This is a genomic window from Sphingobacterium sp. LRF_L2, from assembly GCF_965644235.1.
Taxonomy (GTDB): domain Bacteria; phylum Bacteroidota; class Bacteroidia; order Sphingobacteriales; family Sphingobacteriaceae; genus Sphingobacterium.
Genome location: NZ_CBFFRI010000012.1, coordinates 122,102 through 135,205 on the forward strand (window position 1 = coordinate 122,102; position 13,104 = coordinate 135,205).

At 42.4% G+C, this 13,104-nt stretch carries 9 protein-coding genes; 8 read left to right on the forward strand and 1 reads right to left on the reverse strand.

Annotated elements, in window-relative coordinates:
• The first annotated feature begins 77 nt into the window (after window positions 1-77).
• The 3 genes from ACSZOX_RS21035 to iolG are packed head-to-tail and all read left to right on the forward strand — an operon-like array spanning window position 78 to window position 3,451.
• Window positions 78-1,553 (forward strand): CoA-acylating methylmalonate-semialdehyde dehydrogenase, encoded by a 1,476-nt coding sequence (locus tag ACSZOX_RS21035; protein ID WP_437922180.1) that lies wholly within the window; start codon window positions 78-80, stop codon window positions 1,551-1,553.
• Window positions 1,554-2,462: a TIM barrel protein gene (locus ACSZOX_RS21040; protein ID WP_437922181.1), complete on the forward strand. Its 909-nt coding sequence runs from the start codon at window positions 1,554-1,556 to the stop codon at window positions 2,460-2,462. It abuts the gene before it with no gap.
• 11 nt (window positions 2,463-2,473) lie between these two features.
• Window positions 2,474-3,451, forward strand: a complete 978-nt coding sequence (iolG, locus tag ACSZOX_RS21045; protein WP_437922182.1) for an inositol 2-dehydrogenase — start codon at window positions 2,474-2,476, stop codon at window positions 3,449-3,451.
• 55 nt (window positions 3,452-3,506) lie between these two features.
• Here the strand turns inward: iolG and ACSZOX_RS21050 are convergent, their stop codons facing one another.
• On the reverse strand, window positions 3,507-4,832 hold the full coding sequence (locus ACSZOX_RS21050) for a sensor histidine kinase (protein ID WP_437922183.1): 1,326 nt from the start codon (window positions 4,830-4,832) through the stop codon (window positions 3,507-3,509).
• A 355-nt stretch (window positions 4,833-5,187) separates the two neighbouring features.
• On the opposite strand from ACSZOX_RS21050, the gene ACSZOX_RS21055 reads away from it, so the two are divergent.
• The 5 genes from ACSZOX_RS21055 (at window position 5,188) to ACSZOX_RS21075 (ending at window position 13,023) form a co-directional block, all read left to right on the forward strand.
• Window positions 5,188-6,156, forward strand: a complete 969-nt coding sequence (locus tag ACSZOX_RS21055; RefSeq protein ID WP_437922184.1) for a FecR family protein — start codon at window positions 5,188-5,190, stop codon at window positions 6,154-6,156.
• Between the two features lie 76 nt (window positions 6,157-6,232).
• Window positions 6,233-9,313 carry a TonB-dependent receptor plug domain-containing protein gene (locus ACSZOX_RS21060; RefSeq protein WP_437922185.1) on the forward strand — a complete coding sequence of 1,027 codons (3,081 nt, stop codon included), beginning with the start codon at window positions 6,233-6,235 and terminating at the stop codon, window positions 9,311-9,313.
• Window positions 9,314-9,321: 8 nt separating this feature from the next.
• Complete coding sequence (locus ACSZOX_RS21065) at window positions 9,322-9,762, forward strand: hypothetical protein (RefSeq protein ID WP_437922186.1); 441 nt, start codon at window positions 9,322-9,324, stop codon at window positions 9,760-9,762.
• On the forward strand, window positions 9,759-11,354 hold the full coding sequence (locus ACSZOX_RS21070; protein WP_437922187.1) for a DUF6850 family outer membrane beta-barrel protein: 1,596 nt from the start codon (window positions 9,759-9,761) through the stop codon (window positions 11,352-11,354). The genes ACSZOX_RS21065 and ACSZOX_RS21070 overlap by 4 nt, the downstream gene beginning before the upstream one ends.
• Before the next feature lie 109 nt (window positions 11,355-11,463).
• A complete protein-coding gene (locus ACSZOX_RS21075) occupies window positions 11,464-13,023 on the forward strand; it encodes a fimbrillin family protein (RefSeq protein WP_437922188.1) in 1,560 nt (519 codons plus the stop codon).
• Window positions 13,024-13,104: the final 81 nt, after the last annotated feature.

The following is a 13,104-nucleotide window of genomic DNA, read 5'->3' on the forward strand; positions in this document are numbered from 1 at the left end:
CAAAATAATAGCATAAAATAAGCTATAGAGCGAAAGCTTCTTGTTAGGAATTGAAAAGAAAAGTAAAGAATACAACGATGGAAATATTAAAGAATTACATTAATGGGACTTGGCACGTTAGCCGGGAAGTGCGAACGATTGCGGTATTGAATCCGGCCACGCAAGAGCATATTGCCGACGTACCTTATGGTTCGGAAACGGTCAAAGACGTCGACCAAGCTGTGCAGGCTGCGGCAGGCGCTGCTACCGCTTGGGCACAGGTTCCTGTCATGCAGCGTGTGCAACCGCTCTACAGGCTGAAAGTTTTACTGGAAGAACATTTAGATGATTTGGCGGAGACGATTACGAAAGAATCTGGGAAGACAAAGGCTGAGGCGATTGGCGAATTGCAACGGGCAATTGAGAATGTGGAGACGGCTTGTGCAACTCCTTTGCTCATGCAGAGCGAGTTTTCAGAGAACATTGCACGTGGTATTGACGAGTTTGTGATTAGACAACCTTTGGGCGTATGTGTCTGTATTGCACCATTTAATTTCCCCGGCATGATTCCGTTTTGGTTTTTACCTTATGCGATTGCGTGTGGAAATACCTTTGTGTTGAAACCATCTGAAAAGGTTCCTATTACGATGGAGAAGGTAATGAAATTGATCGAGAAAATTGGTTTACCTGAGGGGGTCGTGAATTTGGTGCATGGTGGCAAAGAAACGGTCGATGCTTTATTGGAACATCCTTTGGTGAAGGCTATTAGTTTTGTAGGGTCTACACAGATTGCACGTTATGTTTATGCCAAGGGAGCACAGCATGGGAAGCGTGTACAGGCACAGGGAGGTGCTAAAAACCCAGTTGTAGTACTTCCTGATGCTGACCTGGAAACTACTTCACGAATTATTACAGACAGCGTTTATGGTTGTGCTGGGCAACGTTGTCTTGCAGCTTCAAACATTGTGTTGGTGGGCGATCGGGGAGGAGAAATTAAAGACGCGCTTTATGAGGCCGCAAGATCAAGGGTGACGGGTTATGGCCTAGTAGATAATGTAGAAATGGGACCTGTCATTTCCAAAGAAAGCAAGCAACGTATTGAACAATTGATCGCAAGTGGTGTGGCGGAAGGTGCTTCTTTGTTGCTGGATGGACGTAGCCCTGCTATAACAGGGTTCGAAGATGGCAACTTCTTAAAACCGACCATTCTTTCCGATGTTCCGCTGGATGGAAAGTTGATAAAGACAGAAATATTTGGTCCGGTAATGAGTTTGATTAATCTCCAAAATGTGGAGGAAGCAATTGCTTTTATCAATCGGAACAACTACGGCAATATGGCCTGTTTATTTACGGGCAGTGGAGCCAATGCCCGTAAATTCCGGAGTGAAGCTAATGCGGGTAATATAGGTATTAATATTGGCGTGGCAGCCCCTATGGCACAGTTCCCTTTCAGTGGATGGAATGATAGTTTCTTTGGTGACTTACACGGGCAGGGACGCCATGCTATTGAATTTTTTACGCAAACAAAAGTGGTGATCGAACGCTGGCCAAAAGAATGGTCAAGAAAATTCTAGATGATGGAGAAAATAAAAGTAGCAAATGCACCATGCTCCTGGGGAGCATTGGAATTTGATTTGGAAGCGAAAGCTCCGGATCATTTGCAAGTATTACAAGAAATAAGAGATACAGGTTATGTAGGAACGGAATTGGGAGACTGGGGATTTATGCCCACCGAACCTGGCGCGCTGCACGCGGTGGTGGATGCTCATAAGTTGGATCTTATCGGCGCATTCGTACCAGTAGCGTTAGCCAGCCCAGAAGCACTCGAATCTGGTGTAACACGTGCTGTACGCGTTGCGCAACTTCTCAAAGATGCAGGATATGCGCATGCTTTTATTGTCTTAGCAGATGAAAATGGCACGGTACCTGAGCGGACGAATGCGGCGGGACGCATTAAACAGGAACAGGGGCTGACAGCAGCGCAATGGGAAATTTTTGCCTCCGGTGCAAATGCCGTAGCGAAAGCTGTTAAGGAACAGACCGGTTTACGTACCGTGTTTCATCACCATGGAGCGGGCTATGTGGAGACACCAACGGAGTTGGAGACCTTATTGCGTCTAACGGATCCACAGCTATTGGGCTTATGCTTCGATACAGGACATTTTGCATTTGCAGGTGGAGATCCGGTACAAGGCGTGAAAAAATATATAGACCGTATTTGGCATGTGCACTTCAAAGACTACGAACCTGCTTTAGGCGAGCAATCGAAAGAAAAGCAGTGGGATTATTTTGAATCCGTACGTAGGGGCATATTTTGCGAATTAGGAAAAGGCAACGTGGATTTTGGAGAGGTACTTTCTGTATTGAAAGAAAACGATTATCAGGGATGGATAGTAGTAGAACAAGATGTGTTACCTGGAATGGGAACACCGAAAATTTGTGCACAAAATAACCGAACATACTTACAAGAATTAGGAATCTAAACAGCGCGATTATGAAATTACGAATTGGTATTATTGGCCTTGGACGAATAGGAAAAATACATTACAACAATATTATGCAACGGCTTCCAGAGGCGGAAGTAACACAGGTTGCCGAGCTACGTAGAGATGGTCTACCTACAGACCTCCCCTTTGTCGAGATCGACGAATTGATCGATAATCCTGATATTGACGCCGTGATTATCTGCTCACCGACGGATACGCATGCGGATTTTGTGGAAAGATGTGCGCGGGCCGGCAAGAATGTATTCTGTGAAAAACCACTCGATCTTTCGCTGCATCGGATTCGACAGACTTTACAAGTTGTTCAAGAAACGGGTATTAAATTAATGCTCGGGTTTAATCGGCGGTTTGATCCTAATTTTTTGAAACTTCGTAGTCTGGTTGAAGAAGGTAAGATGGGCGAGGTGCAATTGGTGAAAATCACGAGCCGTGATCCAGGCCCGCCGCCGTTGGCTTATTTAAAAAGTTCAGGCGGAATGTTTCTGGATATGACGATACACGACTTTGATATGGCGCGTTATATGATGGGGAAAGAGGTTGTTCAGGTATACGCCGAAGCGGCGGCATTACTTGGTGGAGAGATTGAGGAAGCTGGTGATATCGATACTGCGGTGGTTACGCTCAAATTTGAAGATGGATCGATGGCTGTGATAGATAACAGTCGCAAAGCCGTGTATGGCTACGATCAACGGGTGGAAGTGTTTGGTGCAGCAGGTATGGCTAAAGTGGACAATAATACACCCGATAACCATCAATATTTTAATGAAGAAGGGGCGCAGGCTTCGCTTCCACTCAATTTCTTTATGGATCGTTATACCGAATCTTACCTCACGGAAATGGAAGCGTTTATTCGAGCATGTAAGGATGACGTTGCTGTTCCTGTAGCAGGAGAAGATGGTCTGCAGGCAGCTAGAATTGCTGTGGCAGCGCTACAGTCGGTCCGTGAAGGAAAACCCATACAACTATAGATTACTAAACAACAGCAGGGCAGGAGCGTCGAAAGCACGTCTCCTGCTTTTTTGATTAGGTTAAGAGCGCGTGAGCGGCCTCGATTTCTGTCTTCCGAAGGGGAAGTTCAATAGTAAATGTTGTACCAACGTTGACAGCACTCTTCACCTGTATTTTCCCTCGATTGGCTTCCAGAAGGTTATGTATGAGTACCAATCCGAGACCGCTGCCACGTTCACCGAACGTACCATACGATGGATCTTGAAGATTGTTAAATAGTGCTTTCAATTTTGCCCGTGGAATACCCACACCCTTATCCGATATGGAAATCTTTGCTGCAGTACCCTGATTTTGGGCACATATGCTGATTTCTCCACCTTCATGGCTGAATTTTATCGCGTTGTTTAAGATATTTCGCAAGATGATACGAACTTGTTCGGGATCTGCAAAAAGACGTAATTTAGCGGGGATATCTAATTGAAATCGTATATTTTTCACTTCCGCCTGTAGTACCATACTCTGTAGAAGCTCAAACAGTAATTCATGGAGATGAAGGTGTACAGGACGACTAATTAACCCTTTTAAATTCTGACTACTCCAATAAAGTAAATTGTCTACATTGTCGGTCAAGGAAACCAATTGTTTCTGTACCAAATTTAATTTCTCCGTTTGTTGAGCCGCAGGAAGCTCATTGTTGATAAGCATTTTAAGCATATTCGTTGCCGTGGCCAGTGGCGAGCGTACATCATGTGCAATGATAGCAAAAAGTTGCTCTTTATCTTTATTTAGCGTAGACAGACGGAGATGTTGCTGTTTGATTTCCTCTTGGTAATTTTTCTGAATTTGCTTGAAATGACGCAGTACGATTAAAATAAAAAAAAGCGCCAGAGGTACATTGACAAGCAGCCTGTCCTTATTAAGGACATGAGCCATTGGTAAATAACTCGAGAAAAACTTAGGGACGAGTATGGCTGTCACCAAGATTGTAGTAACAATTGTTTGTATCCAGATGTGATGAAAAACAAGCAAGCTGACAATAAGTACACATAATAAGTAATATTCTGCAATATTAAAGGATAGAAAATTGACGCAGATTAGAAAAATCGATGTACTTACCAAGAGATAGACCTGTGCCAATTTATGTTGCCGAATATAGTTTAAACGAAATACGAACAAACTCGCGATTGAAAAGGTCCAGTCTACAATAGTTAACAGGTAATGATCCCCTTGTATATTTGCTATCCCATAAAGAAAAGGAATAACAAAGCAAAAGAGGGAGATCATGTTCACCATTCTTACGCGACGATTTAAGAGATAGGGCATGTCATTATCGACGCCAATACATTCTATTTTCTGCCAAAGATGAATAAGTATCCCTTTGGTTCTTTTAAATAGCTCCATAAAGTTAGAACCCGTATTTATTTTCTTGAAGTGACATACTGATTTAAGCAGGTTAATAGAATACAGATGAATTTTTCACAAGATCAAGATTACAGTTTGACAAATATAGTTTTTTTTATGTGTTTGTTCGTCGACCTTGTCAACTTTCAGCTCGAGTTAATACAAGAATCATGCTAAAGCATCCACATTAGGATAATTTTCACGTTTAAAAGAGGGAATAATAGCTCTTTTGATGACCTAAAGTTATAAAAATAATTGAAATTATTGTTTTGTAAATCAGTTGTTTATATTTTTTTTTAAAGAAAATGTAACTTTTTGACTGGGGTAAGGCCAGAGTTCTGCTATATCCTTATGTATGGACAGAATAAATCCGCAGTTGTTAAAGAAATATGCCGAAGGTCGTGCCTCGGAGGAGGAATGCCAAAAAGTGGAACAGTGGCTAGAAAAAGAGGATAACCTCTTTGATGATACGCTGCAGACGGAACGTCTGGTAGAATATCGTTCATCTAACCCATTGTCTACACATTGGCGTTCTTTCCTTCGTTTTACCGAGGAAGGAGCTAGGCAATTAAAAATATGGTGGTGGGGAACAAGGGTTGTCTTGCCTTTGTTGCTTTTGCTTGTTGGGGTAGGACGCTATTTAAATCAACCAATGCAATTATTGGCTCCTGTGCAAGAAGAACTCATGACATTGGAAATCCCGAAAGGACAACGTGGAAGTATACAACTGTCGGATAGCACAATGGTTTATTTGGATGGAGGATCGAAGTTGGTTTACCCGAAACAATTCACGGGCAATGAACGACGGATCTCCTTGGAATATGGACATGCTTATCTGGAGGTCGCAAAGGATACAAGTAAACCATTCTTGTTGCAGACGGATGGTACACAGGTTAAAGTATTAGGAACAGCATTTGATGTAACGAATCGTTTAGACGATAAAAAGATCGCTGTAATACTGAAAGAAGGTGCTGTAGAATTTTCTGATCCACATGGACGTGCACATCGGATGAAACCAGGGGATAAAATCAGTTATCAGAAAGAAAGTGGTGCGCTGAAGTTGTATGAAAATCGGGATGTATCCTATATTGGCTATTGGCATACAGGAAGCTTGCAGTTTGAACAGAGTCATTTAACGGATGTATTGCCGTTATTAGCATCGCGTTTTAATGTCACTTTTGCAGGTGATGTAGATGCTGTACAAGAAATTCAAGTAACTGGAAATTTTAGTGATATGCCGTTGAAACGTATTCTTTTCTTATTGGAAGAAAGTACTGGCGTACACTTTGAGGAAAACAACAAAACAATTTTTATTAAGAAATAAAGAAGGAGGAATCCATCGTCAAAAGATGGGTTCCTCTTTTTTTGACCTTACGTTTATATTTAATCTAAATAAACAAATGTATCATAAAGAGGATTTGAGTACGGTAAAGCAACTATTTTTAATACTGCTCTTGTGCTTACCTATAATGGGATGGGGGCAAAGTGTACAGTTGTCGGCGAAATCAATATTGGTCAAAGAACTCTTTCAAGAGATGAACACCCAAGCCGATGTGAATTTTGTATACAGTGACCTAGGGGACGAGTTGAACAAAAAAATTACGCTGGCGAAGCAATCGGCTAGCGTAAAAGAATTATTGGATGATATCACGAAACAAACCAATCTTCGGTTTACGCGCAATGGTAAGGATGTCATCGTCAGACGCTTGGTTGCTTCCGCTGCACAAAAACAATACGCAAGTGTGGTGGGCGTAGTGGAAGAGCCTATGGGAAAGCTACGCCTAGGCTATGCAAACGTCTACCTTCAATCGTTAATTGATACAAGCAGGTATTACCGTACTGTCGCGGGAAGTGATGGAACCTTTGTATTTGCAGCTGTGGCACGTGGCGCCTATCGACTGGGCGCTTCTTATGTCGGATACTATAATACCCCTAAAGTAGTGTCGTTGCAAGGAAATGAAGAAATTAATGTAGAGCTTTTGGGGGCAAGTCAACTTGTCGAGGATATTTACGTAACAGGTGTGGAACAACGAGGAATGACAAGCTCTTCTATTATTAATCGCGAAGCGATTGATCATATGCAGGCTACCAGTATTAGCGATTTAATGTCCTTATTGCCTGGTGGACAGGCTATAGAGCCATCTTTAACTTTACCAAATTTAGCGAATTTGCGTGAGGCAAATCCCCCTGATAATCGTGGGAGAAATTATACAATTTCATCTTTAGGTACGTTGTTCGTTATCGATGATATTCCTTTGAGTATGGATGCAAATAGACAAGCATCCGATCAAGTCGTGAGCCAAACTACAGGACAGCTCTATGTCGAGACGACCACAAAAGAATATGTAAATTTTGGCGTAGATATGAGAAGTTTAACAACTGATAATATTGAAAGCCTAGAGGTCATTAGAGGGATTCCATCGGTACGTTATGGCGATTTAACAAGTGGGGTAATTAAGATTGAGCGTCGACAAAAGGCTGTTCCGCTTACTGCCCGTTTCAAGGCGGACCAATTTTCGAAATTAATCAGTATCTCGAAGGGCATTAACTTAAAAAATAACTGGATACTAAATGCCGATGTGGATTATCTTGATGGCAAAAGCGATCCGGTAGATCCCCTAAATACTTATGATCGCTATAATCTATCTGTACGAAGTGATAAAAGGTGGAGCAGCAGCAATGGAAATGAGATTCGATGGAACGTAGCTCTAGATTACTCTGGACAGTTCGATGATTGGAAGAATGACCGTGAACAATTGCTTGATCAAGAAAAATATAAGTTAACGTACAAAGCAATGGGTTTTTCTTCTCGTTTATCTTGGTCTCCTCGTGAAAAAATTATAGAAGCAGTAGATTTTAATGTGGGACTTCGGTATTCCGTGGATAATATTTATCAAGAACGTTGGCCAAGCAATCGTTCGCAAGGTGGAATTGTTCCCATTTATCAAGGGACAGGTGTTGGAGAAGCTATCGTGTTACCTGCAACATATTTAGCGTCTTTAGAAGTGGACGGACGTCCTCTAAATGCATATGCAACATTACGGAATGCGTTTAAATTCAATACACATAATATTTTACATAATTTACAGGTTGGGATAGAGTGGAAAACAGACAAAAATTTTGGTGCAGGACAGATCTTTGATATTTCAAGACCTATTAGTAACGGATTCGCTGTTAGACCGTATCGATACGATACAACACCGGCAATGCACCATTTGTCTTACTATGGGGAAGAAAAGATAGAGTTTCCAAAGTTATACGGCAATACGTTTATTTTACAGGCAGGTCTCCGAGGTGGGACTATGTTAAATTTGGATCAAACGTACAAATTAAATGGTAAGTTCTATACGGATCCGCGTATTAACCTACAATGGGAACTTCCAAATATCGATGTGAATGATGGTCCGTTACAGTTAGCCGTTACTGGAGGGATTGGTTGGCTATCGAAAATGCCGACAATGTCTATGCTGTACCCCGATATTCTTTACCAAGATTTTATTGAGTTTCAGCATGCAAACAGCCAGCCAGAATATAGTTATTATCAACTGCGGACATATGAGGTGGATCGCGTAAACTATGAGCTGATGTATGCAAGAAATAAGAAGAAAGAACTCCGTTTAGATGCAACATGGAAAGATCATCACTTTTCGATTACTTGGTTTGATGAAATTTTGACAAATGGGTTTCGGTTTTCGTCCGAACCGACATCTTATTACTATCAAAGCTATGGTACATTTAGTCAGCCGCAATATCCAACCAAGCCTGACTTGTCAGAAATGTCCTATACAGAAAGGAATGTTTTCGTTAGTACTGCTCGACAAACAAATGGTACAAAACTGACGAAAAGAGGATTGGAATTTAGTTTTAGGACTCCCAGATATCCTGTTATTTCAACTCGATTTACAGTGACAGGTGCATACTTTAAAAATGATTACCTCAACAGTGAAGCAATGTGGTTTACGGGGAATTCTCAAAATAATCCCAGTGTTGGTGATGTGGTGATCTTTCAAAAGTATGCAGCACTGTATCCAAATTGGCGCGATGGTTTCTACCGTACGCGGACAAGTACAAATTTTACAGCAGATACCTATATCAAACGTTTTGGGCTTACGTTATCGCTTACCGCAGAGACTTATTGGAAAGGCCTGAGCAACCAATGGGATAATAATCCAGGTTATCCTTCTTACTACTTAACGACTGATAATGTCTTACACGAGTATACCGAAGCGGATAAGCAAGATTTATACCTCTCTTTCCTCTATTATCCAGATCAGTTTGTGGGCACAGTACTGGAAAATAGGTTTCAAATAAAAGGCCATTTCCGCGGCAGCAAGGATTTTGGGGATTGGCTGCGCTTGTCGCTTTTTGTACTCAATTTCGCAGACTACAATCCAGGCTATCTGGATCAGACAGGTGTCTACGTGAAAAATGCAAATGGTGCACCGTATTTCGGCATGGAACTTAAACTTAAACTCAAGTAGACAATACAATGATAGTGAGATTACTGAATTATATAGCGTATACATTTTTAGCCTTGGTACTAGTCAGCATCAGCAGCTGCTCAACTGAATATACAGATCCCGAGGAAATCCATCTTTCCTTTGATGTAGATACGAGTAAATTGAACCTTCCGGAAGGTACAGTTATTTCCTTTTCGGAAGCTAATCTAACGATGATCGACTACAACCGTTGGAACCAAATGTTAACATATTCGATCACAGATGTGGAGTCGGGTGTACACATCCCGAAAGGATATTATTATACTATAATCTTTAAAGCAAACATGCACTATACGTTAAATGCTGAAGAAATTACCGTACCCGTAAGTTGTTATGTGAATGGACATATTGCGGGAATTTCTTCTCGTTCACAGAATATGTTGGATCCTGAAATGAGGGCAACACTGCCTTTGGAAAGGAGCACGCAATGAAATATTTAGGCAGTTTGTTGACGATAGCCATTGTTGCGTTGTTTTTCCCTCTTAAGGGACAGGAGCAAGATAGTTCGAAGCTTTCAGTGGTAGAGCGATCACAGGAACGCTTGTCACCTATGTTGGACCTACAGCTGCAACGTGCAGTAAATCCGGCGATTCGTTTTTACAGTTCCAATCTTTCGTATACACAGATGGTTGTGGAGCTGTACAGTTCCAAACAGGATGAAGCCCTAATACAGCAGCAGGGGAACGAACGTGAAGGATTTGGCTTTTCATTAAACTCGCTTTTGGCGCAAAGTGAAAATACAAGGGCTTGGGGAAGTGCCTATTACGATGCGGGAACGCGTCGTGGGATCAATTGGAACCTGAGCTCGGACTATGACCGGATTTATCCCTATACCACAACTGATACCCTTGGTGCTGGAGATTTAAAAGGTGAAACCTATGCTTTTGCCGGAGGATACGCGAAGGAATTACAAAAATACCTCTGGGGTATTTCGGGATCCTTACGAAATGAGCAGGAATATGGACGGCAAGACCCGCGGGTGAGAAACCGGATCAGCGATTTTGAAGTGACACTAGGTGGAGCTTATAAGTTGCCCCGATATGCAGTAGGGCTCCATGCCGGGTATAATTTCTACAAACAGGCACAAACGATAACGGAATTGTCCAACACGTTCGTTCGTAACACCACCCCGGTAATAAGTATGACGGGCCTCGGCACTGCTCTGCACCTTTCGACGAATGAGTCCGGCTATTCCTATGAAGCGAATACGACGAAAGTAGGGCTTGACCTTTATCCGCGCTATGGAAAGGGATTACTATTGAAGATTGCTTATGAGTACGATAAACTAGATAAGATTTTAGAAGGGGCATCTGCACTACATACGATGCAAAGAATGGAGGAAGATCGTTTAAAAACTCAGGCTGGATGGATGGATATACAGGATAAACAGAAATGGTCCGTTTTAGCAGGTTACGACTATCGGCATCGGGTGGGATCGGAAATTCTGGTAGCGAACTATGATGAGGGAAATTCTACAGGTGTTATACCGCTCTCCAACCGTGGTATGATTCCTTACTACCAAGAAAATATCCACCAGCTGGCTGTGGAGGGTTTGTACGAGTGGGGAAATCAAGAACGATGGTATGTAAAGCCGCAGTGGACTTACCAAAGTAACCGTACCGACTATCGGGATCCCGCGCGTTTCCTGGAGTGGAAACACCTGAACTATACATTACAAGCAGGCGTATCCCGCGTGATACGTAAGCACCTCTTGTTTTTCAACCTGTGTGGACAATATACGCAGGCCGTTGCCGCGGATATGGATATTTCCAATACCTTATCGAACTTGTCTGGAACAAGCATAGCTCTTTATACCGCACTTGATAGGTTGAACGCGGAGGTGGAACAGGCAAACTACCGCTTCTTGGCGAATGATAATTACAGTATAAAAGCGGACTTTCGCTGGGAATGGCAATTGTTTGCGAACAAATCCCTTTTTGTACAACCAAGCTACCAGAGAGGTTGGTATGTCGATCAGGTTAAAACACAGTATTACCAAGTTAAACTAGGCTTAGCACTTTAAAAAATAACAGCGGGTTCGTCGCGAAGCTGAACGATCTTGTTAGAGGAAGTTGCTTAATTATAGGTAAATAAGATAAATAAAAAAGTAATAATATAAAATGAAACGTATCATGAAGAACAAAAACATGATTTATGCCTTGCTTTTGGTGGGAGCTTTTGCTTCCTGTCAGAAGGATAATCTGGGAATCAATACGCAAGAGGATACCGCAGGTAAGGTGAATTTTAAGTTGACCGCAACGAACGGTGGGCCAACATTCCGGACGGGATATAGCGAAGGAGAAGATAAGCTGGCGGTAACTTGGCTTACGGGGGATAAGATCGGCTTGTTTAGCGTTGTGGACAACGAAGCGAAAAATGCGAATGCAACCTTTTCAATTAAGGAAGATGCTGATATTACCAACAGCGGTAAATCAGCGGTTTTTTCAGGTGAATTGAGTCAGAGTGCAGATTGGGATATGAATTTTTATGCGTATTATCCCTACAACGCTTCGGCAGGTACGGATCCTACAAAAATTCCGGTATCGGTAGCCGAACAGGTCATCGACGGGAAGGAATCCACACATTTAGCGACCTACGATGTGATGGTGGCTGATCCATTGACGGCCGTGCAGGCTGGTGCGGAAGATACCAACTTGGATTTTAAACATGTGATGGCTATCGCCGACTTTACAATCAGTTTGCCAACTGGAGCAGAAACACAGGAAGTTAAAGAAATCAAGATTCTCCGTGCAGATGGTACAAGTATTCCAACGGGAGGTACATTGAATATTACAACGGCAGATGCCAGTGATCGTTTGAAAGTAACAGCTGCGGAAACGAATCAAAGTGTAGCGCAGATTACAACAGTCCAGAACGTCAGCCTGGCGGCAGGTGAATCTTTTCAGGCACGCGTTGCGGTTATTCCGGCAGATTGGACCGATAAGACAGTTTCTGTCGTTGTTACAACGGATAAAGGAACGTATCAATTCGATAAAACAGGAATGCTGCTAGAAGCTGGAAAACGCTATACAAGCACGCTTGCATTGGAGAATAAACTGGCTGTTAATATCGGTGATTACTACTATGCGGATGGTACTTGGTCAACCGTACAAAATACGGCAAAGAAAACGGTAGGTATTGTTGTGTACGCAGGACAGGAAGGTGGTGCGATCAATGGTTTCGTAGCTTCGCTACAGGACGTTAACAATGGGCTTAACGGAAAAATCTATCAATTCAAAATACCAGAATTACCAGGCGCATCAAGTGCTAATAATATTCTGAGCGGTACTCAAGCCGATTGGGCGGGGCAGTCCCATGCTCAGATTGTAGCCGCTAAAAGAACAGAAGACGGTTACAAGGACATGAACTTTATTTTACAGTCTGTGGATTATGCACCGGAAGGGGTTACAAACGGCCCGGCAGCACAAGGTAAATGGTATACACCTGCAGTAAACCAATTATATAGCCTGAATAATCATACGGAAAATATCGAGGCAAGTTTAACTGCTATTGGTGGAGCATCAATGATAGAAAAAAGCTATTGGACGAGTACGGAGTATAATACTGGAAATGCTTCATCGAGTCTGACTACACGGAACGTTTTTACGGTGACCTTGGCAAATATTTCACCTGTAGGAGCTACACGAGCGGATAACAAGGTGAACCCTTTACGTCCTTTTCTTACCTTTTAATGCAACATCGAATAAAGAAAATAATACAGCACAGTCCCGAACGCCAACAGGAGACGTGCTCCATAAATACACCATAAATTT